20 protein-coding genes are annotated in these 25,719 nt (G+C 70.1%); 8 read left to right on the top strand and 12 right to left on the bottom strand.

Annotated elements, in window-relative coordinates; genetic code table 11:
• Positions 1-129 precede the first annotated feature (129 nt).
• The 3 genes from PMI14_RS25920 to PMI14_RS25910 form a co-directional block, all read right to left on the bottom strand.
• Positions 130-1,566: an aldehyde dehydrogenase family protein gene (locus PMI14_RS25920; RefSeq protein WP_007858992.1), complete on the bottom strand. Its 1,437-nt coding sequence runs from the start codon at positions 1,564-1,566 to the stop codon at positions 130-132.
• A 5-nt stretch (positions 1,567-1,571) separates the two neighbouring features.
• Positions 1,572-2,897, bottom strand: coding sequence for an aminotransferase class III-fold pyridoxal phosphate-dependent enzyme (locus PMI14_RS25915; RefSeq protein WP_035205777.1), 1,326 nt, complete (start codon positions 2,895-2,897; stop codon positions 1,572-1,574).
• Between the two features lie 191 nt (positions 2,898-3,088).
• Positions 3,089-3,970: a GntR family transcriptional regulator gene (locus PMI14_RS25910; RefSeq protein WP_007858988.1), complete on the bottom strand. Its 882-nt coding sequence runs from the start codon at positions 3,968-3,970 to the stop codon at positions 3,089-3,091.
• Between the two features lie 81 nt (positions 3,971-4,051).
• Here PMI14_RS25910 and PMI14_RS25905 point away from each other — a divergent pair, with 81 nt between their 5' ends.
• The 5 genes from PMI14_RS25905 to PMI14_RS25885 are packed head-to-tail and all read left to right on the top strand — an operon-like array spanning position 4,052 to position 10,330.
• Entirely contained in the window at positions 4,052-5,212 is a 1,161-nt protein-coding gene (locus tag PMI14_RS25905) for a C45 family peptidase (RefSeq protein ID WP_007858986.1), read from the top strand.
• A 51-nt stretch (positions 5,213-5,263) separates the two neighbouring features.
• Complete coding sequence (locus PMI14_RS25900; RefSeq protein ID WP_007858984.1) at positions 5,264-6,841, top strand: ABC transporter substrate-binding protein; 1,578 nt, start codon at positions 5,264-5,266, stop codon at positions 6,839-6,841.
• 32 nt (positions 6,842-6,873) lie between these two features.
• Positions 6,874-7,830, top strand: coding sequence for an ABC transporter permease (locus PMI14_RS25895; protein ID WP_007858982.1), 957 nt, complete (start codon positions 6,874-6,876; stop codon positions 7,828-7,830).
• A gap of 17 nt (positions 7,831-7,847) precedes the next feature.
• Positions 7,848-8,663: an ABC transporter permease gene (locus PMI14_RS25890; protein ID WP_035205771.1), complete on the top strand. Its 816-nt coding sequence runs from the start codon at positions 7,848-7,850 to the stop codon at positions 8,661-8,663.
• A gap of 38 nt (positions 8,664-8,701) precedes the next feature.
• On the top strand, positions 8,702-10,330 hold the full coding sequence (locus PMI14_RS25885; protein WP_052024500.1) for an ABC transporter ATP-binding protein: 1,629 nt from the start codon (positions 8,702-8,704) through the stop codon (positions 10,328-10,330).
• Positions 10,331-10,405: 75 nt separating this feature from the next.
• On the opposite strand, the gene PMI14_RS25880 is transcribed toward PMI14_RS25885, so the two are convergent.
• Positions 10,406-11,026: a VOC family protein gene (locus PMI14_RS25880; RefSeq protein ID WP_007858971.1), complete on the bottom strand. Its 621-nt coding sequence runs from the start codon at positions 11,024-11,026 to the stop codon at positions 10,406-10,408.
• Positions 11,027-11,238: 212 nt separating this feature from the next.
• On the opposite strand from PMI14_RS25880, the gene PMI14_RS25875 reads away from it, so the two are divergent.
• Complete coding sequence (locus PMI14_RS25875; protein ID WP_007858969.1) at positions 11,239-12,936, top strand: ABC-F family ATP-binding cassette domain-containing protein; 1,698 nt, start codon at positions 11,239-11,241, stop codon at positions 12,934-12,936.
• A 60-nt stretch (positions 12,937-12,996) separates the two neighbouring features.
• Here the strand turns inward: PMI14_RS25875 and PMI14_RS25870 are convergent, their stop codons facing one another.
• The 7 genes from PMI14_RS25870 to hemC form a co-directional block, all read right to left on the bottom strand.
• Positions 12,997-13,581 (bottom strand): YceI family protein, encoded by a 585-nt coding sequence (locus tag PMI14_RS25870; RefSeq protein ID WP_007858967.1) that lies wholly within the window; start codon positions 13,579-13,581, stop codon positions 12,997-12,999.
• Positions 13,582-13,645: 64 nt separating this feature from the next.
• Positions 13,646-14,218, bottom strand: coding sequence for a YceI family protein (locus PMI14_RS25865; RefSeq protein WP_007858965.1), 573 nt, complete (start codon positions 14,216-14,218; stop codon positions 13,646-13,648).
• 51 nt (positions 14,219-14,269) lie between these two features.
• Entirely contained in the window at positions 14,270-14,845 is a 576-nt protein-coding gene (locus PMI14_RS25860; RefSeq protein WP_007858963.1) for a cytochrome b, read from the bottom strand.
• 308 nt (positions 14,846-15,153) lie between these two features.
• Complete coding sequence (locus PMI14_RS25855; RefSeq protein ID WP_007858961.1) at positions 15,154-16,431, bottom strand: heme biosynthesis HemY N-terminal domain-containing protein; 1,278 nt, start codon at positions 16,429-16,431, stop codon at positions 15,154-15,156.
• A 15-nt stretch (positions 16,432-16,446) separates the two neighbouring features.
• The gene (locus PMI14_RS25850; RefSeq protein ID WP_007858959.1) at positions 16,447-17,538 is read right to left on the bottom strand and encodes a uroporphyrinogen-III C-methyltransferase; all 1,092 of its coding nucleotides are present in this window, start codon (positions 17,536-17,538) and stop codon (positions 16,447-16,449) included.
• Entirely contained in the window at positions 17,535-18,338 is an 804-nt protein-coding gene (locus tag PMI14_RS25845) for a uroporphyrinogen-III synthase (protein ID WP_007858957.1), read from the bottom strand. Before PMI14_RS25845 ends, PMI14_RS25850 begins: the two co-directional genes overlap by 4 nt.
• 1 nt (position 18,339) lies before the next feature.
• Positions 18,340-19,323 carry a hydroxymethylbilane synthase gene (gene hemC, locus PMI14_RS25840; RefSeq protein WP_052024499.1) on the bottom strand — a complete coding sequence of 328 codons (984 nt, stop codon included), beginning with the start codon at positions 19,321-19,323 and terminating at the stop codon, positions 18,340-18,342.
• Positions 19,324-19,407: 84 nt separating this feature from the next.
• Between hemC and ppc the strand changes: the two genes are divergently transcribed.
• Both ppc and PMI14_RS25830 read left to right on the top strand, forming a co-directional pair.
• Positions 19,408-22,197: a phosphoenolpyruvate carboxylase gene (gene ppc / locus PMI14_RS25835; protein WP_007858953.1), complete on the top strand. Its 2,790-nt coding sequence runs from the start codon at positions 19,408-19,410 to the stop codon at positions 22,195-22,197.
• A gap of 106 nt (positions 22,198-22,303) precedes the next feature.
• Positions 22,304-24,376, top strand: coding sequence for an EAL domain-containing protein (locus PMI14_RS25830; protein ID WP_007858951.1), 2,073 nt, complete (start codon positions 22,304-22,306; stop codon positions 24,374-24,376).
• A gap of 28 nt (positions 24,377-24,404) precedes the next feature.
• On the opposite strand, the gene PMI14_RS25825 is transcribed toward PMI14_RS25830, so the two are convergent.
• Positions 24,405-25,719, bottom strand: a 1,315-nt coding sequence (locus PMI14_RS25825; protein ID WP_007858950.1) for an AI-2E family transporter, incomplete at its 5' end; no start/stop codon positions are given.

The following is a 25,719-nucleotide window of genomic DNA, read 5'->3' as shown; positions in this document are numbered from 1 at the left end:
CTGCGCGAGTCGGGAGGGGGACGCCCCCAGCGCGGCGGGGCGGCCCTTGCGCGGGGGCGCTGGCCTGGGCCGTGCCAGTTGCATGCGCCAAGGGGAAGCGCAACCCCCGAGTGAAAGACGCCGCTGCGTTTATGCCTCAGGCTCCTCGTACCCGAACATGGACTTGGTCTCCAGATACTCCTCGAAACCTAGGCGGCCCCATTCGCGGCCGTTGCCCGACTGCCGGTAGCCGCCGAACGGCGCCGCGTGGTCGGCCCGGGCCCCGTTGATATGCACCATGCCGGCACGCAGGCGCCGGGCGATGCGGCGGGCATGGTCCAGGTCGGGCGCGCTCACACAGGCCGACAGGCCGTAGACCGTGTCGTTGGCGATCGCGATGGCCTCTTCCTCGCTGCCATAGGGCAGGATGCAAAGCACCGGGCCGAAGATTTCCTCGCGCGCGATGGCCAGGGTGTTGCGCACGTTGGCAAACACCGTGGGCTGCACGAAATAGCCTTGCTCCAGGCCTGGGGGCCGCTCCAGCCCGCCGGTGGCGAGCTGTGCGCCTTCGTGCAGGCCGGTGGCGATGCATTCGCGCACCTTGCCGTAATGCACGGCGTTGGCCACCGGGCCGAGCGTGGTGGCCGCGTCGCGCGGATCGCCCATGCGCAGCGACTGCGCCACGTCCACCGCGATGGCCGTGGCGGCATCGTGCAGGTGCGCGGGCACCAACAGGCGCGTGGGCGCATTGCACGACTGGCCGCTGTTGCGAAAGCACTGCAGCGCCGCCTGGCGGATCGTGGCCGGCAGGTCGACGCCGTCCACCACGATGTGGGGCGACTTGCCACCCAGTTCCTGCGCCACGCGCTTGACGGTGTCCGCCGCCGCCTTGGCCACGGCCACGCCGGCACGCGTGGAGCCGGTGAAGGAAACCATGTCGATGTCGGCATGCGCCGCCATGGCCGCGCCCACGCCCGGCCCGTCGCCGTTGACCAGGTTGAACACGCCCGGCGGCACCCCCGCTGCATGCAGCACCTGCGCGAACAGCAGGGCCGACAGCGGCGCCGTCTCGCTGGGCTTGAGCACCACGGTGCAGCCCGCGGCCAGCGCGGGCGCCACCTTGCAGGCGATCTGGTTCATGGGCCAGTTCCAGGGCGTGATCAGGCCGCACACGCCGATCGGCTCACGCGCCACCCGGGTGCGGTTCACCACCTCGTCGAAGGCATAGCCCGCCAGCACCCGGGCCGCCTGCTTCAGGTGCGACAGGCCCGCCACCGCATGCGCCTGGCGGGCCAGCGTGATGGGGGCCCCCATCTCCAGCGAGATGGCCATGGCGATCTCGTCCATGCGGCTTTCGTAGGCGGCGATCACGGCGTGCAGCACGGCCAGGCGCTGTTCCCGGCCCTGGGCGGCCCATGCCGGGAAGGCGCGGCGCGCGGCAACCACCGCATGGTCGAGGTCGCGTGCATCGCCCAGCGCGATGCGCGCCACGGGCTGTTCGGTGCTGGGGTCGATGACGTCCTGCGTGCGCGTGCCCAGGGCGGGTACCCAGGCGCCATCGATGTAGAAGTTGCGGTGTTCCTGCATGGTGCTCAGGCGATGGTCTGAAGCGCCGCGCGGATGCTGTCCGCTACCTCGTGGATCTGTGCCTCGCTGATCACCAGCGGGGGCGAAAGCACCAGCGTGTCGCCCGAGTTGCGGATCAGCACGCCGGCCTCGAAGCAGGCCGCATGCACGGCATTGCCGCGTGCACCGGCGGCGCCAGCGCGCGGCGCCAGGTCCACGGCACCCAGAAGGCCGATGTTGCGCACGTCCACCACGTGCGGCGCATCGCGCAGGGCGTGCAGTGCGGCCTCCCACACCGGGGCGATGGCCTGCACGCGCGCGGCCAGACCCAGTCCCTCGTGCACGTCCAGCGTGGCCAGGCCGGCCGCGCAGGCCAGCGGGTGGGCCGAGTAGGTGTAGCCGTGGAACAGCTCGATCATGCTGGTCGAGCCCTGCATGAAGGCCTCGTAGACCGCATTGCCCGCGACCACGCCACCCATGGGCACGGCACCGTTGGTCATGCCCTTGGCGCAGCAGATCAGGTCCGGCGTGACGCCGAAGGCCTGGGCCCCGAAGGCGGCGCCCACGCGCGCAAAGCCGGTGATGACCTCGTCGAAGATCAACAGGATGCCGTGCTGCGTGCACAGCTCGCGCAGGCGCTGCAGGTAGCCCACGGGCGGCGGGTACACGCCGCCCGAGCCTGTCACGGGCTCGACGATCACGGCCGCGATGGTGGCCGGGTCGTGCACCAGGAACAGCTGCTCCAGCGCATTTGCGTAGTGCGCGCCCGTGGCCGGCTGGCCACGCGAGAAGCGCGCGTCCGCGTCGTAGGGCAGGGGCAGGTGGGCGGTGTCGGGCAGCAGCGGGCCGAAGTCGCGCTTGTGGCGCCCGATACCGGCCACCGACAGGCCACCGAAGCCCATGCCGTGGTAGCCCTTGGCGCGGCCCACCAGCAGGGTGCGGCGCGCATCGCCGCGCGCCTGGTGGTAGGCGCGCGCGATTTTGAGGGCCGTGTCCACCGCCTCGGAGCCCGAGTTGGTGAAAAACACATGGTCCATGCCGCTCGGCGCCAGGTCGGCGATGCGCCGGGCCAGCGTGAAGGCGGCCGGGTGGCTCATCTTGAACGACGAGACGAAGTCCATGCGGCCCGCGGCCTCGCGGATCGCCTCGGTGATGCGCGGCTGGCCGTGGCCGGCGTTGCAGCACCACAGGCCGGCCATGGCGTCGAGCACCTGGCGGCCATCGTCGGTGGTGTAGTGCATGCCCTGGGCGGCGGTGAACAGCATGGGCTGCTGCTGGAACTGGCGCTGGGCGGTGAAAGGGAGCCAGAAGGCGGTGTCGTTGGGGGCGCTGGGGTGGGGGGCAGAGGTCATGGGGCTTTCGGTGAGGGCTGCAATTTCCGTCATTATGTTTTTTGTTTAAACAAAAATCAATTCGGGTGGGTTGCAATAACTGACGCGATCCAGCCCAGTGCCCCCGCGCAAGGGCCGCCCCGCCGCAAAGGCGGCGTTTCCAGCCCATGCGCTGGCGGCGTCCCCCCTCAGGGGGGAAGGCGCGTAGCGCCTCAGGGGGGAGTCAGCTTCGGAGGTCGCAAACGGCTGGCCACGTCCAGATGGCGCAGCATCAGCAAGGCAGCCAGTTCCTGGTCGCCCGCCTGCAGGCGGTCCAGCATCTCCAGGTGCTCGCGGCAGTTCACCTCCATGCGCTCGCGGCCGTACTTCCAGTCGTAGTTGGACAGGCGGCGCAGGCGGTTCTGGCGCTGGATGTCCATATGGAAGAAACGGTTGCCCGAGGCAGCGGCCACCCCTTCGTGGAAGGCCGCATTCATCTCGAAGAAGGCGATGCTCGACGACTCCTCCGACAGCGTGCGCAGAAACGCCTCGTGCTGCTGGCGCATGTCCTTCGCCCAGGCGGCAGGCAAGGCAAATCCGGGCTCGCGGATGGCCGCGGGCTCGATCACCATGCGGTAGCGGTAGCTCTCGTGGCGCACGCTGGCGTCCCAGGCGCCCGTGGCAAAGCGCCAGCCGTAGCCAAGCTTGGGCTCGATGGCGCCCAGGTCGGCCAGGCGCTCCAGCGCGTTGCGGATGGCCGGGCGGCCCAGGTCATAGGCCTCCATCAGTTCCTTCTCGGAGACGTACTCGCCCAGGTTGCCATGCTGGCGGTCGTAGGCGATGCGCCTGAGCAGTTCGTCGCTGCCGTCGGCCGCCTCGCGGGCGGGCGCGGGCAGGGGCGGTACCTGCAGCAGTTCCACCCCGCGGTGCGGCTTGCGCTCGGCAAAGCCCTGCTGCGCGAGGTGGTCGAGCGCTGCGCGCACCGGCGTGCGCGAGACGCCCAGGCGCTCGGCGAGCTGGTTTTCATTGAGGCGCGCACCGGCTGCCAGGCCGTCCTCGTGGATGAGGCGGCTGATGCGGTCGGCCAGCTCCAGATGCAGGGGGGTAGAAACCATAGCTTGAAACAGTTGATGTTTTTTATTCTACAAAATACAATTCAATCCATCGATCGATGATCGCTCACTCCACCCATCGCCATGGACCAGACTTTCCCTTGGGGCGCCCAGCAGCCCATTCCTTCCTGCCCGCTGATCGAGGTGCGCGGTGCACCGCGCGAGCGTGGCCGCCAGTATGGCGAACAGGCCAAGGCGCGCATCCTGCGCGGTATCGAACATTACTCCACCCAGCTGGAGGGCAGCCAACTCGGCTGGCCCGAGATCGGCACGCTGGTGAAGACCTTCGAGCCCACCATCGAGGCCTTCGATGCGTCCTACCTCGACGAGATGCGGGGCATCGCCGAGGGGGCCGGCGTGTCGTACGAGGCCGTGGTGATGCTCAATGCGCGCACCGAGATCCTCAAGCTCGCCGACCGCCGCCGCAAGGGCCAGCCCGCGCAGATCGACCCCGATGGCTGCACCGGCGTGGTGGCCATGCCCGAAGCCACGGCCTCGGGCCGCGTGATCCATGCCCAGAACTGGGACTGGAAGGCCGAGTGCGCCGAGACCGCCGTGGTGCTGCGTGTGCTGCGCGACGATGGCCCGGACATCCTGACCTTCACCGAAGCCGGGGGGCTGGCCCGCTCGGGCATGAATTCTGCGGGCATCTCCATCACCGCCAACTACCTGGAGTCCGACCGTGACTACCGCCAGCTCGGCGTGCCGCTGGCCCTGCTGCGCCGCAAGGCGCTGGAGCAGGTGCAGCTGGCCCTGGCCATGCGCATCGTCTACTGCACGCCCAAGTCGGCGTCCAACAACGTGATGGTCTCGCATGCCACCGGCGTGGCCATCGACTTCGAGTGCGCGCCCGACGAGACCTTCCAGATCCACCCGGAGCGCGGCGTCATCGTGCATGCCAACCACTTCCAGAGCCCGATCGCGCTGGCCAAGGTCAAGGACATGGGCATCGTGAACACGCCCGACTCGCTCTACCGCGACCTGCGCGTGCGCGCGCTGGTCGAGCCGCACATCGGTGCGCTTACGCGCGAGCACATCAAGGCCGCGCTGTTCGACGACTTCCAGTCGCCCTGGTCGGTGTGCCGCCCGCCGCGCCCCAACTCCAGCAGCAACCTCTCGGCCACCGTGGCCATGGTGGTGATGGAGCCGGCCCTGGGCGAGATGGAGGTGGCCATGCTGCCCGCGCTCAGCCGCAGTTTCCAGGCCTACCGCCTGGACCTGGAGCGCCAGCTGGCGCTGGCCTGAGCGCGCCCGCCGCCCCTCCGCTCGCCTGCCCCCCGAAGAAAGGACCCCGAGATGACTACTGCCCCCTCGCGCTGGCTGTCCAGAGGCCTGGCCCTGCTCGCCGGCTTGTGCACGTTCGGCCTGGCCCAGGCCCAGCCGCAGGCCGATACCCTGCGCATCCGCCTGAATGCCGACATCCGCTCCACCGACCCCGGCGTCAACCGCGACAACAACACCGACGCGGTGATGATGCACCTGCTCGAAGGCCTGGTGGCCTACCGCGAGGACGCCTCCGTGGCGCCGCTGCTGGCCCAGTCGGTCAGCACCTCGGCCGACGGCAAGACCTACACCTTCAAGCTGCGCCAGGGCGTGAAATTCCACAACGGCGCGCCGCTCACGGCCGATGACGTGCTCTTCGCCTGGAACCGCTACATGGTCCCGGCCAACAACTGGCGCTGCCTGGCCGAGTTCGACGGGCGCGGCCTGGCCAAGGTGGTCAAGGTGGAGGCGCCCGATGCCGCCACCGTGGTCTACACGCTGGACAAGCCCTCGGCCCTGTTCCTGGCGACGCTGGCGCGCGTGGACTGCGGCGGCACCGGCATCTACCACCGCAGCTCGCTCGAGGCCGACGGCAAGTGGCGCGAGCCCGTGGCCACCGGGCCCTACAAGCTCGGGGAGTGGAAGCGCGGCCAGTACATCGAGCTCTTGCGCAACGACGGCTATGCCGCGCTGCCCGGCCCGCGCGACGGCAACACCGGCGCCAAGATCGCCGAGACGCCCAAGGTGCGCTTCATCATCATCCCCGATGCCTCGGCCGCCAAGGCCGCGCTGTTCTCGGGCGGGATCGACCTGAATTACGACATCAACGACGAGGACATGGCCGAGTACAAGGGCCGCAAGGACGTGCTGATGGAAACCCAGGCCACCATGAACGTGCAGGGCCTGCTGTTCCAGACGCGCGACCCGCTGCTCAAGGACGCGCGCATCCGCCGCGCCATCGCGCTCGCGCTCGACATGCCCGAGCTGGTGGCCGCCGTCACCTCGGGCAATGCCCCGCCCAGCCGCTCGGTCGTGCCCACGCCCAGCGCCTTCTACAAGAAGCCGCAGGCGGCGGTGCCGCCGCGCAACCTGGCGCTGGCCAAAAAGCTGCTGGCCGAGGCCGGCTACAAGGGCGAGCCCATCAAGATCCTGGCCACCAAGCGCTACAACAGCGTGTTCAACATCGCCGTGCTGACCCAGGCCATGGTGCAGGAGGCGGGCATCAAGGCCGAGGTCGAGGTGCTCGACTGGGCCACGCTGCTCGACCGCTACACCAAGGGCAGCTACCAGGCCATGGCCTTCACCTTCTCGGCCCGGCTCGACCCGGCCCTGTCGTACGAGATGGTGACCGGCCCCAAGGACAAGCAGCCGCGCAAGGTGTGGGATGAACCCCTGGCGCACGAACTGCTGGCCAAGAGCATGGAAACCAGCGACGTGGCCCAGCGCCAGGCCCTGTTCGACAGGCTCGAAGCCCGCATGCGCGAGGATGTGCCGGCGATCTTCATGTACTCGGCCGTGAACACCAGTGCCGCCCGCTCCTACGCCAAGGGCTACAAGGGCTGGGCGCTGGGTACGCCGCGGGCCTGGGGCGTGGCGCTGCGCGCCCCGTGAAGCCGATGGCCTGCTGACCGGATTCACACACCATGGGTTCCTCCTTCCCCGCCTATGTCGGCCGGCGCCTGCTGTGGACGCTGCCGACCCTGTTTCTCGTGAGCCTGATGGTCTTCGTGCTCATGCGCCTGGTGCCGGGCGATCCGGCGCTGCTCATCCTCGGTGACAGCGCCACGCCCGAGCAACTGGCCGACCTGCATGCCCAGTTCGGGCTCGACCGGCCGATCCCCGTGCAGTTCACGCTGTGGCTCGGCAAGATGCTGCAGGGCGACCTGGGCCACTCCATCACCAGCGGCGAGGCCGTGCTGCCGCTGCTGCTCGAGCGCTTCCAGGTGAGTGCCGCCATCGTGCTCGTGGCCGTGGCCCTGGCCGCGCTGCTGGCCGTGCCCGCCGGCCTGCTGGCCGCGTGGAAGCAGAACAGCGTGCTCGACACCATGGTGGTGGCCGCCGCCACGTTCTTCCTGTCCATTCCGAGCTTCTGGCTGGGCCTGCTCTTGCTGCTGTTCGTGGGCCTCAAGCTCGGCCTGGTGCCGGTGGTGGGCTACGTGCCCTTCAGCGAGGACTGGCGCTCGGCGCTGTCCTTCCTGGTGCTGCCGACCATCACCCTAGCGCTGATCGAGCTCGGCATCCTGACCCGCATGGCGCGCGCCAGCGCCGTGGAGGTGCTGCGCCTGGAGTACGTGACCCATGCGCGCGCCAAGGGCCTGTCGGAGCGGCGCGTGCTGCTGCGCCATGTGCTGCCCAATGCGTTTGCGCCCACCTGGACCATGATCGGCCTGGTGCTCGGCAACCTGCTGGGCGGCATCGCGGTGCTGGAGACGGTGTTCACCCTGCCCGGCCTGGGCCGCCTGCTGGTGGACGCGATCTTTGCGCGCGACTACCCCGTGGTGCAGGGCTGCCTGCTGTTCACGGCCGCCATCTACGTGCTCGTCAACCTCGTGGTGGACCTGTGCTATCCCCTGTTCGATCCCCGGGTGTCCGCGTCATGATGATGATCAAGCGCTTGATGAAACGTCTGCGTACCAATGCCCTGGTCGGGGGCCTGCTGGTGGCGCTGGTGGGCGCCATGGCCCTGCTGTCGGTGTTCTGGACCCCCTACAACCCCATGGGCGTGGCGCTGCGCCAGCGGCTGCAGCCGCCCTCGGGCACCTACCTGCTGGGCACCGACGAATTCGGCCGCGACATCCTCTCGCGCCTGATGGCCGGGGCCGGCACCAGCCTGGTGGTGGCCGCACTCACCGTGGCGCTGGCGCTGGTGCTGGGCGTGGTGATCGGCCTGGTGGCCGGCTACTTCCGCGGCTGGCTGGACCGGGTGCTGATGGTCTTCAACGATGCCATGCTGGCCTTCCCCGGCATCCTGCTGGCCCTGGGCGTGATGGTCATCGTGGGCGCCAACCAGTGGGGCATCATCGTCGCGCTGGGCCTGGCCTATGCACCCACGGCGGTGCGCGTGGTGCGCGGCTCGGTGCTGTCGCTGCGCGAGAAGGAGTACATCGAGGCCTCCGAGGTCATCGGCAACTCCGGCCTGCGCACGGTGTTCGCGCACATCCTGCCCAACTGCGTGGCGCCCCTGGTGGTGCTGGCCACGTCGATGTTCGGCTGGGTCATCCTGGCCGAGAGCGCGCTGAGCTTCCTGGGCCTGGGCGTGCCGCCGCCCGCGCCCACCTGGGGCAACATGCTGGCCTCGGGCCGGCCCTACATCGAGACCGCCGCCTGGCTGGGCATTGCGCCCGGTGCCTGCATCGCGCTCACGCTGCTCGGCGTGAACCTGCTGGGCGATGCGCTGCGCGACTGGCTCGACCCGCGCATGGAGCACCGCTGATGCGGCCATCGTCCTACCCCTTGGCGGAAAGAACCGACATGACGACCGAGAAGAACCCGTTGCCGCTCTTGTCCGTGCGTGAGCTCACGGTGCACGGCCCCCACGCCCGTCCGCTGCTGGACGCCGTCTCCTTCGACGTGCCCGCCGGTGGCGTGGTGGCCCTGGTGGGCGAGTCGGGCAGCGGCAAGACCATGGCCGGGCGTGCCGTGATGGGCCTGCTGCCGCCCCAGGTGCGCCAGAGCGGCGGCAGCGTGCTGCTGCAGGGCCGCGACGTGGGCACGCTGTCGGCGCAGTCGCTGCGCGCTTTGCGCGGCTGCGACGTGGGCATGGTGTTCCAGGAGCCCATGGTCTCGCTCAACCCCGCGATGACCATTGCCGAGCAGCTCTTCGAGGGCCTGCGCCTGCACGAGAAGGTGAGCACGGCCCAGGCGCGCGAGCGCGCCATCGCCATGCTGCGCCGCGTGCAGATCGCCGACCCCGAGCGCTGCCTGGCCGCCTACCCGCACCAGTTCTCGGGCGGCATGCGCCAGCGCATCATGCTGGCCTCGGTCATGCTGCTCAAGCCACGCCTGTTGATCGCCGACGAGCCCACCACGGCGCTCGATTCGCTGAGCCAGCGCGAGGTGATGGAGATCATGGCCGAGCTCACGCGCACCGAGGGCACGGCGGTGCTGCTGATCACGCACGACCTGGGGCTGGTGGCGCGCTACGCGCAGTCGGTGGTGGTGCTCGAAAAGGGCCGGCTGGTCGAGGCCGGCGCGGTGCGCAGTGTGCTTACTGCGCCGCGCCAGGCCTATACCCGAAGCCTCATCGAGGCACTGCCCCAGCGCAGCGCCCAGCGCCCGGCGCGCCCCGTGCAGGCGCCGCTGATCGAGGCCCGGGACGTGCATGTGAGCTTTCCGGGCGCGCGCCAGGGTTGGCTGTCCAAGGCCGCGCCCAAGCTGGCGGTGCGCGGGGTGTCGCTGGCCATCCAGCCGGGCGAGGTGGTGGCCGTGGTGGGGGGCTCGGGCTCGGGCAAGACCACACTGGGCCGCGCCATGACCGGCCTGTTGCCCGTGGCGGGCGGCGACGTGTGCTTTCGCGGCACTTCGCTGGGCCAGGCCGATGCTGCCGGGCGGCGCGAGTTCCGGCTGGCCTGCCAGCTGGTGTTCCAGGACCCGTACTCTTCGCTCGACCCGCGCCAGCGCGTGCGCGACATCGTCGCCGAGCCGCTGCGCCACGGCCCGCTGCTCACGCGCGATGCCCTGCAGGCCACGGTGGATGCCATGCTGGCCGAGGTGGGCCTGGCCGGCTTTGGCGAACGCTACCCGCATGCCCTGTCGGGCGGCCAGCGCCAGCGCGTGGCGATTGCGCGCGCCCTGGTGCGCAAGCCCGCCTTCGTGGTGGCCGACGAGCCCGTTTCGGCCCTGGACATGACGATCCAGAAGCAGGTGCTGGAGCTGCTCAGGCGCCTGCAGGCCGAGCGCGGCTTCGGCTGCCTGTTCATCTCGCACAACCTGGCCGTGGTGTCCGAGATCGCCGACCGCATCATCGTGATGGAGAACGGCCGCATCGTCGAAGAGGGCAGCGTGGCCGACATCTTCGACCGGCCGCAGCAGCCCTATACGCGCGCGCTGCTCGAAGCCGCCACCACCAGCGACCTGCTGGCGGAGCTGGACGCTGCGTAGCTACCGGCCTGTGCAGCAATGCAAAAGGCGCCGCCCGAAAGGGTGGCACCTTTTCCTTTTGCGGCGGGGCAGGCTTCAGCCCTTGGCGAATTCCGGCCGGTCGTTGCTCTGGGGCTTGAGCGGCTCGGCCGCCTTGCCCTCGGCGCGCTCCTTGCGCCACTGCTCCTTGCGGGCCGTCCATTCCTTCAGGCGGGCGTGGGCCACGGTGCTGTCCTTTTCCATGGCCTGTGCATCGGCGAGCTGCGCGGTCAGCTCCAGGCGGATGCCGTTGGGGTCGAAGAAGTAGATGCTCTTGAAGATGTGGTGGTCGGTCACGCCCAACACCTCGATGCCGAAGGCTTCCAGGCGCGCCTTGGTGTTTTCCAGTTCCTGCACCGTGTCCACGCGGAACGAGATGTGGTTGACCCACAGCGGCGTGTTGGGCGAAGGCTCGGCCTTCACGTCGTCACCCAGGTCGAAGAAGGCGATGAAAGAGCCGTCCTTCAGGCGAAAGAAGAAATGCGTGTAGGGGCAGTACTCGCCCGTGCTGGGCACGTAGTCGCTCTGGATGATGTGGTACAGCGGCAGGCCCAGGATGTCTTCGTAGAACTGGCGGGTTTCCTCGGCGTCGCGCGCCTTATAGGCGTAATGGTGCAGCTGCTGGACGGCAGCAGGTGCGGGCAGGCTGGCGAGGTCGGGCTTCAGAACGGCATTCATGCGTTGTCTCCTTGGTCGGTGGTGAAATTCTACTATTCGTAATTGATTTACGTAAAGAGAATTTTGAATGCGTGGGTATTTGCGGTACATTGCGCTCCTCGCCAAACCACCCGAGGTGTCTTCACCGATGCGCCTGTAAGCCCGCTTTCACGCTGTTCCGCCCTGGCCTTGGCACAGGTGCGGTTGTGTGGTGACCGTGGAGTGCTTCAGGCATGGCGACGACCAACGATTTTTCGGGCCCCCGCGCCCGTGGCGGCAGCAGGGCTGCCGCCGCTTCCTCCTTTTCTTCCTTTTCCCCGCTCCAGTTCCAGGACGTCACCTGGGTGCTGCCCGATGGCCAGCCGCTGTGGAACGCCCCGTTGACGCTGGCCCTGGGCGCCGGCACCGCGGGTATCGTGGGCGCCAATGGCGTGGGCAAGAGCGTGTTCCTGCAACTGCTGCTGGGCCGGCTGCAGCCCACTGCCGGCACCGTGCTGCACAGCGCACGCCTGCATGCCGTGGCGCAGGAGGTGCAGGGCGGCCCCGACAGCACCGTGGCCGACCTGGCGGGCCTGGCACCCGTGCTGCGCGCGCTGGAGCGCCTGGAGGCGGGCCAGGGCAGGCCCGAGGACCTGCTGCAGGCCGATGGCCAGTGGGACCTGCCCGCGCGCTGGCAGCGCGCCCTGCTGGCGCTGGGCCTGGGGCACCTGCCAGGCGACGGCGATGCGGCCCGCCTGAGCGGCGGCGAGCGCATGCGCGTGGCGCTGGCCGGGGCCTTTGTCTCGGACGCCCAGGTGCTGGTGCTCGACGAACCCACCAACCACCTGGACCGCCGTGCACGGCGCTGGCTGCTGGACCAGTTGGCCGCACGCCAGGGCGGTGCGGTCGTGGCCAGCCATGACCGGGAACTGCTGGGCGTGGTGGATGCCATCGTGGAACTGGCGCCCGCCGGGCTGCGGCGCTACGGAGGGAACTGGGCCTTGTATGCGGCGCAGCGGGACCAGGAGCGGGCCGCAGCGCAGGCGGCGCTCGACCATGCTCGCACCGAGCGCGAGCGGGGCCGCAAGGCGCTGCAGCGTGACCACGAAGCGCAGCAGCGCCGCGCCGCGCAGGGGCGCCGGGTGGGGCGCACGGCCAACCTCGCGCCCATCCTGCTGGGCCGCATGAAGAACAGTGCCGAAGCCCATGCCGGGCGCGAGCACGAGCGCCAGCAGGAGGCGCGCGACCAGCTGGATGCGACCGTGCGCGAGGCCGTGCGACAGGCCCCGGCCCCCACCCCCGTGGCGCTGGCCCTGCCGCAGAGCACGGTGCCCGCCGGCAAGCAGGTGCTGGCGCTGGAGCAGGTGCGCGCGCCGTTCGCGCCGCCCACGCTGGCGCCCATCGACGGCGCATGGCACGGCCCGGTGCGCATTGCCATCACCGGTCCCAATGGCTGCGGCAAAAGCACCCTGCTGCGCCTGGTGGCCGGGCAGGTGGCACCTGCCTCGGGCCGGGTGGTGCGCGGCGTGCGCGCGGCCTGGCTGGACCAGCACAACGCGCAACTGCTGCCGCCGCACGCGAGCCTGCTGCAGCGCCTGGCCGAACTGGGCTCGCCCCTGCCCGAGGCCACCTTGCGCACACGCCTGGCGCAGCTGGGGCTGGATGCCGACCGCGTGCAGCGGCCCGCGGGCGTGCTCAGCGGCGGCGAGCGCACCAAGGCCGCGCTGGCCTGCGCGCTGTGGGGCGGCGAGCCGGCGCAGATGCTGCTGCTGGACGAGCCCACCAACCACCTGGACCTGGCCTCGGTGGAGGCCTTGCAGGCAGCGCTGCAGGGTTTCACGGGAGCCCTGCTGGTGGTCTCGCACGACCTGCACTTCCTGTCGGCGCTGGCGCCCACGCATGTCTGGGCATGGCATGCCGAAGGCTGGCGGCCCGATGCCCGCCTGGCATGAAAAAAGCCACCCGCGGCCATGCCGCGGGTGGCTTGTGCGGACCGGAAGGCCCGTGGTGGATTACTGCTTGATGGCTTCGATCTGCACCACCAGGCGCACGGTCTTGGGGAAGCCGTACTGCACGCCGTAGTCCAGGCCCCACTGGGTGCGGTCGATGGTGGCTTCGAAGTCGCCGCCGCAGACTTCGCGCTTGAGCATGGGGCTCTGGTAGCAGGTGAACTGCGTGGCCTTCAGGGTCACGGGGTTGGTCTTGTCCAGCAGCGTCAGCTGGCCGCTCACTTCGCTGACCTTGTCGCCGTTGAAGGTGAACTTGTCGGAGACGAACTTGATGGTCGGGTACTTGGCGGCGTTGAAGATGTCAGCGCTTTGCAGGTGCTTGTCGAAGGGAGGCGTGCCCGAGTTGATGGAGGTGGTGTCCACGGTGATCTCCACCTTGCCGGTCTTGCCGGCGCGGTCGAACTGCACGGTGCCTTCCTTCTTGTCGAAGCGGCCGCGGTTGGTCGTGGCGCCGAAGTGGCCGATCTCGAAGGTCACGAAGGTGTGCGTCGGATCGATGGCGTACGCGGCGCTCTGGGCCTGGGCTGCGCCCGTGGACAGAACGGCGGCTGCGGCCAGGGCGAGCAGGGCGAACGAAGACTTGCGCATGTAAACAACTCCTGAAAAAGGAAGGGTCAAGGGAAAGGAAACGCGAAAGGAAAGGGTACGGTGATCAGAGCTTGGCCACGCCGGTCAGCGCGAGCTTGAACTTGACGGTCACGTCGTCGGCCACCATGGAGGTGTCGGCCCACTCGTTCTCGCCGATCTTGAAGGCCAGGCGCTTGATCGGCAGGGTGCCGGTGGCCGTGGTGGTGGCGCCGCTCTGGGCCAGCGTCACGGGCACGACCACGTTCTGCGCATTGCCCTTGATGGTGAGCTTGCCGGCCACTTCGAACTTGCCGCCGCCCAGCGCCTTGATGGTGGTGGATTCGAACGCGGCCTGCGGGAACTTGGGCACGTTGAACCAGGTGGCCTTGGGCAGCTCGGCGTCGGTCTCGCGCGAGCCCAGCGTGGCGCTGCCGGTGTCCACGGTGAAGCTGATCTTGCTGGTGTCGGGCTTGGCCGGATCGAACGCCACCTTGGCATCGAACTTCTTGAAATGGCCCTCGAGCGGCACGCCCATCTGGCGCGCGGTGAACTGCACCTCGCTCTGCGCGGGGACCAGTTGCTGCTGTGCGAAGGCGGACGGCGCGGCCAGCACGGCGGCGCCCAGCACGAGGCTCGAGACGAAGGAAGATGCTTGCATGGAGGCTCCTGAAAAATCGGTGCGAAAGAACGGGAAGGGGGGAGGGAGGGCTCAGCGCGGGCCGGGCAGCATGCGGCCGATCAGGCCGTCGCGGTCGATGAATTGGTGCTTGAGCGCGGCAGCCACGTGCAGCACCACCAGGGCGGCCATGGTGCAGGCGGTGTACAGGTGCCAGGGCTTGATGGCCTCGGCCAGTTCCTTGTTCACGGGCACGAAGTCGGGCAGTTGCCACAGGCCCAGGAAGACGATGGGAAAGCCCGCCGCCGAGCTGTAGGCCCAGCCGATCAGCGGCACGGCCAGGAACAGCAGGTACAGCAGGCCGTGCGTGGCGTGGTGCGCCAGGGCCTGCCAGCGCGGCATGGCCTGGACCATGGCGGTCGGCAGGGCCGGCGGCCGGTGCGTCGCGCGCCACAGGATGCGCAGCACGGACAGCGTGAGGATGGTGACCCCGGCCCATTTGTGCCAGTTGTAGAGTTTGAGACGCGCTGGCGAGAAGGGCAGGCTGGTCATGTACAGGCCGACGCAGAAGGCGCCGATCAGGGCCAGGCCCAGCACCCAGTGCATCAGCATGGCGGTGCGGGTGTAGCGGGCCAGTCGACTGGCGGAGGGCGGCGTGGAGTGGGGCATCGTGGTGGGATCGGCAGTGGGGTGGCGGGCAGAGGTAGGCAGCAGGCGGTGGGAGCAGGTTTTTCGGGCTGGCGCATCCGTCGCTGCCCCGCACGCCGCACCCTGTGCCGTGCGCACAAGGCTCCGCGATGAGCGCAGTGTAGGAAGCTGCCAGCGCGTTCGGCTTCAGCAGGATTGATGCTTCAGTTCAAAAAAACTGAATTGACAGGGGGTTTGCGCTCAAAGTTCCCTCTTGTTTGCCAAAAGGTGGGCGCTGAGGGATGGCCGGTAGATGGCCGGGGGATGGGCGGGCACCCTCGCCTGCCCGGTCAGCGCGCGAGCGCGGCTTTTTTCCAGGCCTCGGCGGCGGCGGGCTCGTCGCCCCGCTGCTCGGCCAGTTCCGCCAGGTGGCGCCAGGCGCTGGCGCGCAGGCTGGCGTCGGACAGCTGGTGGGCCGCCTGGGTCAGCAGCTGCTGGGCCTTGCCCCAGAGCTGGCGCTTGAGGCAGGCCATGCCGGCCAGGTACTGCAGGCGCGCATCGCGCGGGTTGGCCTGCTGGGCGGCTTCGATGCGGGCCAGCCAGGCGGCGTCCACGGCGTCCAGGCCCGACTCGAGCGCGCGCACCAGCTTCAGGGCATGGTGTTCGGCCAGCGCGTCGGGCAGTTCCACCATGCGTTCCCATACCGGCTGTAGCCAGGCGCGCACCTGGCCGGCATCGCCGCCCAGGGCGGCCATGCGCTGCGCGGCCTGGATGGCCAGCTCGGGCATGTTGCGCTCGGCGGTTTCCAGGTCGTCCCAGACGCGGCGCAGCTGGGCTGTGTCATGGGCGCTGTGGATGAGTTCGGTGGCCAGGCCGCGCACGATGCTCTGCGCTGCCGTGGGTGAGAAGGCGCGGTGCTTGGCCAGCAGGCGGGCCGTGTCCAGCGCCTCCTGGGTGCGGCGGGCCAGCCGCGTGGCCTTGAGCTTGATGCGCAGCGCCAGGGTGCGGCGTGCGGCGCCCTGGGGCAGGGAGGCCAGCCATTCGAGGGCGGCATCGGCGTCGCGGTCGTCCAGCGTCCAGCGCGCGGCGCGCATCTGGGCGCCCTCGCGCAGCTCCTGCTCCAGCGCGGTGCCGCGTGCGGGCGCGTCTTCGAGCGCGCGCTGCAGGTGGCTGTCGCGCGTGGCGGTGTCCTGCAGGGCATGGGAGCCTTCGGCCGCCACCAGGTGGGCCAGCGAGCGCAGTTGGTGGCTGTGCGGCACCGATTCGCCCGCGGCGGCCAGCGCGTTTTCTTGGGCCAGTGCGGCCACGGCCGCCTTGCGCGAACGGATGAAGCGCCCGCCCAGCAGGTGCGTCATGGCGTCGAGCAGCGCGCTGTGCATGGCGCGTTCCTTTTGCTGCACGCGCCAGCGGCGCGCCTGGTGCGGCAGCTCCAGCAGGGCCGCCAGGGCCCGCAGGGCGGCATGCACGGTGACGAAGCCGCCCACGAGCAGCAGAACCACCATGTTCAGCGACAGGTCGACCCGGTACGGGGGCCAGTAGAGGGTGACGGTGCCCTGGTTGTTGCCCGCAAACAGCGCAGCCGCGACGGCCACGCCAAACAACGCCAGGAGCCAGAGTGCTGCGCGCATGCGTGCTGCCCTCTTTCAGCGCCCCGCCGCGGCCGTGGCCAGGGCGGAGAGTGTTTCATCCGGGCGCGGCAGTTCGGCGGCCTTCATGCCGGCCTGTGCCTGCTGCAGCACCGTGGCGGCCGTCTGCGTGCGGCGCGAGGCCGGGTCGAAATACTTGTTGACGGCGGCGGTGGCTGCGGCGAGGTCGGCGCGGGCCGAGTCGAACTGCCGCGCCAGCACACCCAGGCGCGCATTGAGCAGCTTGAGCTTGAGGTTCTCGCGCAGAAAGAAGGTCTGCTCGGGTGCCAGCAGGATGGCCTCGGGCTGGTCCACCCGGCTCACGCGCACCAGGTTGCGGGCCTCGTCGCGCACCACCTCCCAGCTGCGCTGCAGCGTGGCCTGCCACCAGGGCGTGTCCGCACTGGGTGCGGCGCCGGCAGGGGCCGAGGCGATCAGGCGCCGGCTGGCTGCGGCCTGGGCCACGGCGTTGAGCACGGGCAGCTCGTCCACCTGGCGCACCAGATCGTCCAGGCGCGCCAGCAGGCCGGCGGTGTCGGTCACCTGGGCCCGGTTGATGCGCTCGATGTCCCGGCCGATGGCGCGCTGCACGGGCGCCAGGCGTGGCTGGGCGGCGCGCTCGATGCGTTGGTCGGCGGTCTTGAGCGCTGCCAGCAGCGGGTCCAGGCTGCCCGTGAGCTGGGCCTGCTGCTGCGCCAGGCGGATGGCGGATTCGATGTCCACCACCAGGTTTTCGTCGCGCGAGCGCGACAGGCTCTGCATCAATTCCTCGAGCTGGCTGCGCTGCAGGGCCACTTCGCTCACGCGGGCTTCGGCCACGGAGAGGCGGGCGGCGGTCTCGCGCACCAGCTCTTCGGCCTGGCGGGCCATGGTGCGCGCCTCGATCGCCAGGGCGCCCGAGTCGGCTGACTGGCGCGCCAGCTGCTCCTGGATCACGCTCAGCTTTTGCCACAGCAGCCCGCTGCTGGCCACGGCCGCCACGGCCAGCACGCCCGCCAGCAGGGTGGGCAGGCTGCTGCCGCGCACCACCACTGCAGGCGGTTGCGCAGCGGCTGCGGCGGGGGTGGAGGGGGCTGCAGTGGGCAGGTCGTGGGGTGGCGCGGAACTCATGGGGCCGATTCTATCGAGGCCACCACGTCTTCCAGCGCCGGACGACACTCCCTTACATGGCCAAAGCCCATGGCGCGCGCGGTCTGGGCGATGCGCGGGTGCGTGGCCAGGGCCCGTGCCGGTGCAAAGGACCGGCCGGGCAGGGCCTCGGCCAGGTGGGCCACAGCCTCGGAGCTGCTCAGCAGCCACAGCGAGCCGTCCTGGAGGGCGGCCTCTGCCAGCGCTGCCTGGTCAGGGGTGAACCGGGGGGCTGCGCGCTCGTAGGCCACAGCCCAGTCCACCTGGCCGCCCGCGGCCTGCACCTGGCGCGCCAGCCAGTCGCGGCCCGAACCCTCGGACGACTCATGCACCCCGGCCGAGCGGCCGCGCACGATGAGCACGCGGTCGCCAGGCCGCACTTGGGCGCCCACCTGCTGCCAGAGCGATTCGGAGTCGAACTGCGGGGCATCGGCAGCGGGGCCATCGATGGCCGCGGGCGGTACGCCCAACTGCTCCAATGCGCGCGCCGTGCCCGGGCCGGGGGCCCAGGCGCGGGTGCCGGCCGGCAGGGGCGGGGCGCCATGCAGGAAATGCAGCGCTGCATTGCTGCTCACGAACATCAGTGCACGGTAGCCGTGTGCCAGGTCCAGGCGCTGGCGCGCAGCGGCCATGGCCTGCTGGGCCAAGGGGTCGGTACAGGGGCCGATGGCGATCAGCGGCAGGGCCGTGGCGGCCCATCCGCGCGCGGTGAGCTCTGCCACCCACTGTGCCGCCTCGCGCTCGGGGCGCGTGACGATCACCCGGGGCGCTGTGGAGGGCATGTCAGCCAGCGGTGGAGGCGGGGTCCACGCCCCGTGCACCACCCGCGCGCAGGCGCCGGGCGATCTCGTCGCCCAGGGCCTCGGCCTGGGCCAGGGTGGCCACGGATGCACTGGCCTGGGCGCGCACCAAGGGTGCGTTGGCGTCTTCGGGGTCGCCCCAAGCCGCGTCGAGCTGCAGCGTGCCGTTGGCGCCCAGGGTGCCATGCGCCGCCAGGGGCATGGAGCAGCTGCCGCCCATGGCGCGGCTCACGGCGCGCTCGGCGGCCACGGTGAGCCAGGTGGCCTGGTGGGCCAGCGGCGCCAGCGCGGCGATGAGGTCCTGCCGCTCGCTACGCACCTCGATGCCCAGCGCGCCCTGGCCGGCCGCGGGCAGCATGGTGGTGGGCTCGAAAGCCAGGCGGATGCGTGATTCCAATCCCAGGCGCTTGAGGCCGGCGGCCGCGAGCACGATGCCGTCGTACTGGCCTTCGTCGAGCTTGCGCAGGCGCGTGTCCAGGTTGCCGCGCAGCGGCTCGATCTTCAGGTCGGGCCGCAGCGCCTGCAGCAGCACCTGGCGGCGCAGGCTGGAGGTGCCGACCACGGCGCCCTGGGGCAGTTCGTCCAGGGAGGCGTAGCGAGGGGAGACAAAGGCATCGCGCGGGTCCTCGCGCTCCATCACGCAGGCCAGGGCAAAGCCCTCGGGCAGCTCCATGGGCACATCCTTGAGCGAGTGCACGGCGATGTGGGCGCGGCCCTCTTCGAGCGCCACTTCGAGCTCTTTGACGAACAGGCCCTTGCCGCCCACCTTGGACAGCGACCGGTCCAGGATCTGGTCGCCCTTGGTGGTCATGCCCAACAGCTCCACGGTGTGGCCGCGGGCCTGCAGCAGGGCCTGCACGTGCTCGGCCTGCCACAGGGCCAGGCGGCTTTCGCGCGTGGCGATGATGATGGGATGGGGCAGGGGGCGCGCGGCGGAGCTCAAGATTCGTAACCTGTTTGTAATCATTCAGGGGCGGGCGATGCTAGCATGCGCCCGCACTAGCAGGGTGATGCCTGCAGGCCGCCGCCCCCCATTCCCGGAGACCCTCGCATGAAACGATCCGACAAGGACCAGCCCCTGATTGACGACATCCGCCTGCTTGGCCGCATTCTGGGGGACGTGATCCGGGACCAGGAGGGCGTGGCCGCCTACGAGCTGGTGGAGCAGGTGCGCAAGCTCTCCGTGGCCTTCCGTCGCGATGCCGACCAGGAGGCCGACCGCGCGCTCAAGAAGCTGCTCAAGTCCCTGTCGGGTGACCAGACGGTGAGCGTGATCCGCGCCTTCACCTACTTCAGCCACCTGGCCAACCTGGCCGAGGACCGCCACCACATCCGCCGCCGCGCCGTGCACGAGCGTGCGGGCGACACGCAGGAGGGCAGCATCGAGGTCGCCCTGTCGCGCCTGCGCTGGGCCGGCATCGCGCCCAAGACCATCTCGCAGACCCTGGCCGGCAGCTATGTTGCGCCGGTGCTCACGGCCCACCCGACCGAGGTGCAGCGCAAGAGCATCCTCGATGCCGAGCGCGACATCGCCCAGCTGCTGGCCGCGCGCGACGACATCCAGGTGCGCGCCCAGCTGTACAACACCGCCAAGGACGCGCTCACCCCGCGCGAGCTGGCTGCCAACGAAGCGCAACTGCGCGCCCGCGTGGCCCAGCTGTGGCAGACGCGCCTCTTGCGCTACAGCAAGCTCACCGTGGCCGACGAGATCGAGAACGCCCTGTCGTACTACGAAGCCACCTTCCTGCGCGAGATCCCCAAGATCTATGCCGACCTGGAGAGCGAGCTCGGCCAGTACCCCGTGCACAGCTTCCTGCGCATGGGCCAGTGGATCGGCGGCGACCGCGACGGCAACCCCAACGTGACCGCGCAGACCCTGCAGTACGCCCTGGGCCGCCAGGCCGAGGTGGCGCTGCGCCACTACCTGACCGAGGTGCACTACCTGGGTGGCGAGCTGTCGCTGTCGGCGCGGCTGGTGCAGGTCTCGGCCGAGATGGAGGCCCTGGCGGCGCGCTCGCCCGACACCAACGAGCACCGCCAGGACGAGCCCTACCGTCGCGCTCTGACCGGCGTCTATGCGCGTCTGGCCGCGTCGCTCAAGGAGCTGACCGGCGGCGAGGCGGCGCGCCACGCGGTGGCGCCGCAGAACCCCTATGTGAGCGCCGAGGCTTTCCTGGCCGACCTGCGCGTGATCGAGGCATCGCTCCGGTCGCACCATGGCGAGGCATTGGCCGCCGAGCGCCTGCACCCGCTGATCCGCGCCGTGCAGGTCTTCGGCTTCCACCTGGCCACGGTGGACCTGCGCCAGAGCTCCGACAAGCACGAGGAGGTGGTGGCCGAGCTGCTGGCCACGGCCCGCATCGAGACCGCATATTCCACCCTGGCCGAGACAGACAAGCGCGCCCTGCTGCTGCGCCTGCTCAACGATGCGCGCCCGCTGCGCGTGGTGGGTGCCAGCTATTCGGACCATGCCCGCGGCGAGCTGGCCATCTTCGAGGCGGCGCTGGCCATGCGCCAGCGCTATGGGCACGAGGCCATCCGGCACTACATCATCAGCCACACCGAGACGGTGAGCGATTTGCTCGAAGTGCTGCTGCTGCAAAAGGAAGTCGGGCTGATGCGCGGCACGCTGGACGGCGACGCACGCAACGACCTGATCGTGGTGCCGCTGTTCGAGACCATCGAAGACCTGCGCAACGCTGCGCCCATCATGCGCGAGTTCTATGCCCTGCCCGGCGTGGCAGGCCTGGTGCACAGGAGCGGTAGCGAGCAGGACATCATGCTCGGCTACTCCGACAGCAACAAGGACGGCGGCATCTTCACCAGCAACTGGGAGCTGTACCGCGCCGAGATCGCGCTGGTGGAGCTGTTCGACGAACTGGCCACCAACCACGGCATCCAGCTGCGCATGTTCCATGGCCGTGGCGGCACCGTGGGCCGCGGCGGCGGCCCGAGCTACCAGGCCATCCTGGCCCAGCCGCCCGGCACCGTGCGCGGCCAGATCCGCCTGACGGAGCAGGGCGAGGTCATCGCCTCCAAGTACGCCAACCCCGAGATCGGCCGGCGCAACCTCGAGACCCTGGTCGCCGCCACGCTCGAGGCCACGCTGCTGCAGCCCACCAAGCCGGCCACCAAGGCCTTCCTGGAGGCCGCCGCGCAGCTCTCGCTGGCCAGCATGGCGGCCTACCGCGCGCTGGTCTACGAGACCCCGGGCTTCACCGAGTACTTCTTCAACTCCACGCCGATCCGCGAGATCGCCGAGCTCAACATCGGCTCGCGCCCCGCATCGCGCAAGGCCAGCCAGAAGATCGAGGACCTGCGCGCCATCCCCTGGGGCTTCAGCTGGGGGCAGTGCCGCCTCACGCTGCCGGGCTGGTTCGGCTTCGGCGCCGCCGTAGATGCCTTCGTCAATGCCGAGGGCAAGGACCCCAAGGCGCAGCTGGCGCTGCTGCAGAAGATGTACCGCCAGTGGCCGTTCTTTCGCACCCTGCTGTCCAACATGGACATGGTGCTGGCCAAGAGCGACCTGGCCCTGGCCTCGCGCTACAGCGAGCTGGTGACCGACGCGCGCCTGCGCAAGAAGGTGTTCACCGCCATCGAGGGCGAGTGGCAGCGCACGGCCGAGGCGCTCACGCGCATCACCGGCGACAAACAGCGCCTGACGCACAACGCCGCGCTGGCGCGTTCCATCAAGCACCGCTTCCCCTACATCGACCCGCTGCACCACCTGCAGGTCGAGCTGGTGCGCCGTTGGCGCGCGGGCCAGGGCGACGAGCGCGTGCAGACCGGTATCCACATCTCGATCAACGGGATCGCCGCCGGCCTGCGCAACACGGGCTGAGCTGGCCTGGCTGAGCGGGTTCAGCCACTTTGCCATCCTGGTGCCCGCCTGCTAGCATGGGCCTGACCGCAGTGCGCGGCAGGGAGGGCATGGTGTGGGCATTGATATGGCTGCCCTGAAGCTGCGGCTGTCGCTGCGGCTGCAGGCCGTTGCACGCGCGGATTCCATGCGCGCCATCCGCGAGGGGCTGCTCTGGGTGCTGCCCTGCCTCATGGTGTCGGCGGTGTTCCTCGTCTCGTCGGTGCTCGCACGCATGCTGGGCCTGCCCACCGAGACCACCGACCTGCTGGCCGGCCTGCATGCCGAGATCAGCCGCATCCTGCCGCTGCTGATCGCCGCTTCCATCGGCTACATGCTGGCCATCCGCCACAGCCTGCCGCGCCTGCCCGTGGCCTTCCTGTGCTTTGTCTACGTGGCGCTGGCGGCCTACCTGCTGCGCGGGCAGCCGCGTGCCGCCGCCACGCTGGTGCTGTTCATCGCCATCGCCTCGCCCATCGTCAACGTGCCCATCATGGCCCGGCTGATGCGCGTGCGCTGGCTGCAGCTGTCGCGCGGCTCCCTGGTCAGCGACAACGTGGAAGACGCCATGAACATGGTGATTCCCGGCGTGCTGACGGCGGGGCTGCTGGTCGTGGTGCTGGGCCTGCTGCAGCAGTGGCAGGGCCTGGCGCACTGGAGCCTGCCCCTGGACGTGGTGGACCCGGACCGGCCCTACCTGAATGCCGTGGCGATCACGGGCACGAATTCGCTGCTGTGGTTCTTCGGCATCCATGGCTACCATGCGCTGCAGCCCCTGTTCCAGGTGCTGGAGATGGCCGTGGGGTGGAATGCCATCGAGGTGCTGGCGGACCAGCCGCCACCCTACCTGCTCAACGCCGGACTGCTGGGGGCCTTTGCCTTCATCGGCGGGGCGGGGGGCACCCTGTCGCTGGTGGTGGCCGTGCTGTGGCGCGCGCGCGGCCCCGGTCTGCGCCTGCTGGCCCTGGCCAGCCTGCCCATGGCCCTGCTGAACGTGAACGAGCTGCTGCTGTTCGGCATTCCGCTGATACTCAACCCGCGCCTGCTGCTGCCGTTCATCCTGGTGCCGGCCGTCAATGCCTGCCTGGCGCTCGCGGCCGTGCAGGCGGGCTGGGTGCCGGTGGCCACCATGGCCATGCCGCTGAATGCCCCGGTGCTCTTCAACGCCTATGCCAGCACCCAGGGCGCGTGGCCCGCCGTTGCGCTGCAGCTGGCGCTGGTGCTGCTGGGGGCCTGCATCTATGCGCCGGCAGTGCGGGCACTGGAGCGCCACAACGCCACCACGGTGCACCTGCCGGGGCTGGACACCACCTTCTCGCGCCTGCAGGAGCAGGGCCGCCTGTATGCCAGCGACCCGGTGGTGCTGGCGCAGCAGCGGCAGGCGGGGCGCGAGGAACTGCTGGCCCAGGTGCGGCGCATGGGTGAGTACGAATTCTTCCTGGAGTACCAGCCCCAGGTGTCGCCGCGCACCGGCGAATGCGTGGGCTGCGAGGCACTGCTCAGGGCCCGCGATGCCCGGGGGCGCACGCAGTCCCCCGGGGCTTTCCTGGCGTGGTTGACCGAGGCTGGGCTCATGAAGGATGTCGACCTGTGGGTGGCCGGTGCCGCCCTGCAGCAGTACCAGCACTGGCGCAACGCGGGCTTCGTGCTGCCTATCTCGATCAACGTCACGGGGCCCACGCTCATGTCAGCCGTGCATTGCCGGCGGCTGGTGGAGTTGATCGCGCCAGCGGCCGGCTGCATCAGCGTCGAGATCACCGAGGATGCGCTGGCCGCGGACGTGGGCCAGATGCGCGACGCCATCGCCCGCATCCACGCCGTGGGTGCCCAAGTGGCCATCGACGACTTCGGCACCGGGTACTCGTCGCTCAGCTACCTGCACGCCTTTGCGGTGGACACGATCAAGATCGACCGCAGCTTCGTGGTCGCCAGCGCCGAACCGCGGGGCGCGCGCCTGCTGCAGGGCCTGCTGCACTTCTGCCAGAGCCTGGAGGTCGGCATCGTGGTGGAGGGGGTGGAGACGCCCGCGCAACTGCAGGCGCTGCCCGGCGGCATGGACCTGCAGGTGCAGGGCTGGTACTACGGCCGTGCGATGGGCGCCGACGACCTGCCGGCCTTTGTGCAGCGGTGCGCGGCAGGTGTGGCGACCCCGGTGGCGTGACGGCACACCTTGCCGTGCGCCGCCGGCCTCAATCCCCCAGTATCTCGCCCACCGCTTTCAGGTCTTCCACGCGGTCGCAGACCGCCTTCACGGCCATCATGACCGGGATGCCCAGCAGCAGGCCCCAGAGCCCCCAGAGCCAGCCCCAGGCGAGCACGCTGACGAACACGGCCACGGGGCTCATGCTGCTGGTGCGGCTGGTGAGCCAGGGCGTGAGCAGGTTGCCGATGAGGGTGTGGATGACCAGCGAGGCGCCGCCGATGGCCAGGGCCATGTCGATGGTGCCGAACTGCAAAAAGGCCACCAGCGCCGAGGCGCCGGCCGTGAGCGCCGAGCCGATGTAGGGCGCCAGGTTGAGCACGCCGGCCACCACGCCCCAGACGGCAGCGTTCTCCAGGCCCAGTGCCCAGTAGGCGAAACCCGTGGCCACGCCCACCAGGATGCTGGTGAACACCTGCACCAGCAGGTAGCGCTGGATCTGGCCGGTGATGTCGTCGAGCACCTGCATGGTGATGTTGCGCCGCTCCAGGCTGCTGCCCGCGATGCGCACCAGCTTCTGGCGGAACAGGTTGCCCGAGGCCAGGGCGAAGTAGGTCAGGAACACCACCACCGTGAGCTGGCCCAGGGCCGACACCAGGCCCATGGTGCCGCTCCACAGGTAGTCGCGGATGTTGAAGGGCGGGCGCTCCACCACCACGCGCTGCACGCCGCGCCGGGCGGGGGCGGCGGTGCTGTTCTCGGCGGCGGCCTGCTCGATCTGGGCGGCGGCCTTCTGCATGGTGTCCAGCGTGCTGGGCATGCCGGCGCGCGCGCGCAGGTTGTCGCGCACCTTCTTGGCGGCCACGGGCAGCGAGTCGACGAGCTGCACGGCCCCGTCGCTCAGCGACCAAGCCGTGCTGGCCAGGCCGCCCACCAGCGCGACCAGCAGCACGGCGGCGCCCAGCGGGCGGGGAATGTGCCAGCGGCGCAGCACGTTGACGGCAGGGCGCAATGCCGTGGTCAGCAAGAGGCTGAGCATCAGGGGGATGAAGACCGCGCTGGCCCAGTGCAGCAGCGCCACGCTGCCAAACAGGGCCAGCAGCGCCAGGGACAGGTTGCGCACGTCCACCGGCATCTGCAGCATCAACGGGGAGGGGGGCGGGGGGGGCGCCGGGGTGGATGCGCTGGCGGGGTCGGCTGCGGCAGGGTCGCGGTCGGGTTCCGGTTGCGGCGTCGCGGCCGGGGCCTGCAACGCGCCGGGCTCCGTCACCGCGCTCGCGGCGGCCACCGGTGGCACCGGCGGCGGCAGGTCGGGGGATGGGACAGGGGGGCTTGCGGGGGCGGGCGCGGCGGGCCTGCTGGGG

This window comes from Acidovorax sp. CF316 (genome assembly GCF_000276605.1).
Classification (GTDB): domain Bacteria; phylum Pseudomonadota; class Gammaproteobacteria; order Burkholderiales; family Burkholderiaceae_C; genus Acidovorax.
This window is presented reverse-complemented; position numbering and strand designations above follow the sequence as displayed.

Excerpts from the sequence above, each read along its gene's own strand:
- PMI14_RS25860 (WP_007858963.1), bottom strand. The coding sequence starts at position 14,845 with ATGCCCCACTCCACGCCGCCCTCCGCCAGTCGACTGGCCCGCTACACC.
- PMI14_RS25845 (WP_007858957.1), bottom strand. The coding sequence starts at position 18,338 with ATGCCCTCCACAGCGCCCCGGGTGATCGTCACGCGCCCCGAGCGCGAG.
- PMI14_RS25875 (WP_007858969.1), top strand. The coding sequence starts at position 11,239 with ATGGCGACGACCAACGATTTTTCGGGCCCCCGCGCCCGTGGCGGCAGC.
- PMI14_RS25890 (WP_035205771.1), top strand. The coding sequence starts at position 7,848 with ATGAAACGTCTGCGTACCAATGCCCTGGTCGGGGGCCTGCTGGTGGCG.
- PMI14_RS25910 (WP_007858988.1), bottom strand. The coding sequence starts at position 3,970 with ATGGTTTCTACCCCCCTGCATCTGGAGCTGGCCGACCGCATCAGCCGC.
- PMI14_RS25905 (WP_007858986.1), top strand. The coding sequence starts at position 4,052 with ATGGACCAGACTTTCCCTTGGGGCGCCCAGCAGCCCATTCCTTCCTGC.
- PMI14_RS25915 (WP_035205777.1), bottom strand. The coding sequence starts at position 2,897 with ATGACCTCTGCCCCCCACCCCAGCGCCCCCAACGACACCGCCTTCTGG.
- ppc (WP_007858953.1), top strand. The coding sequence starts at position 19,408 with ATGAAACGATCCGACAAGGACCAGCCCCTGATTGACGACATCCGCCTG.
- PMI14_RS25865 (WP_007858965.1), bottom strand. The coding sequence starts at position 14,218 with ATGCAAGCATCTTCCTTCGTCTCGAGCCTCGTGCTGGGCGCCGCCGTG.
- PMI14_RS25895 (WP_007858982.1), top strand. The coding sequence starts at position 6,874 with ATGGGTTCCTCCTTCCCCGCCTATGTCGGCCGGCGCCTGCTGTGGACG.
- PMI14_RS25920 (WP_007858992.1), bottom strand. The coding sequence starts at position 1,566 with ATGCAGGAACACCGCAACTTCTACATCGATGGCGCCTGGGTACCCGCC.
- PMI14_RS25870 (WP_007858967.1), bottom strand. The coding sequence starts at position 13,581 with ATGCGCAAGTCTTCGTTCGCCCTGCTCGCCCTGGCCGCAGCCGCCGTT.
- PMI14_RS25900 (WP_007858984.1), top strand. The coding sequence starts at position 5,264 with ATGACTACTGCCCCCTCGCGCTGGCTGTCCAGAGGCCTGGCCCTGCTC.
- PMI14_RS25885 (WP_052024500.1), top strand. The coding sequence starts at position 8,702 with ATGACGACCGAGAAGAACCCGTTGCCGCTCTTGTCCGTGCGTGAGCTC.
- PMI14_RS25830 (WP_007858951.1), top strand. The coding sequence starts at position 22,304 with ATGGCTGCCCTGAAGCTGCGGCTGTCGCTGCGGCTGCAGGCCGTTGCA.
- PMI14_RS25880 (WP_007858971.1), bottom strand. The coding sequence starts at position 11,026 with ATGAATGCCGTTCTGAAGCCCGACCTCGCCAGCCTGCCCGCACCTGCT.
- PMI14_RS25850 (WP_007858959.1), bottom strand. The coding sequence starts at position 17,538 with ATGAGTTCCGCGCCACCCCACGACCTGCCCACTGCAGCCCCCTCCACC.
- PMI14_RS25855 (WP_007858961.1), bottom strand. The coding sequence starts at position 16,431 with ATGCGCGCAGCACTCTGGCTCCTGGCGTTGTTTGGCGTGGCCGTCGCG.
- hemC (WP_052024499.1), bottom strand. The coding sequence starts at position 19,323 with ATGATTACAAACAGGTTACGAATCTTGAGCTCCGCCGCGCGCCCCCTG.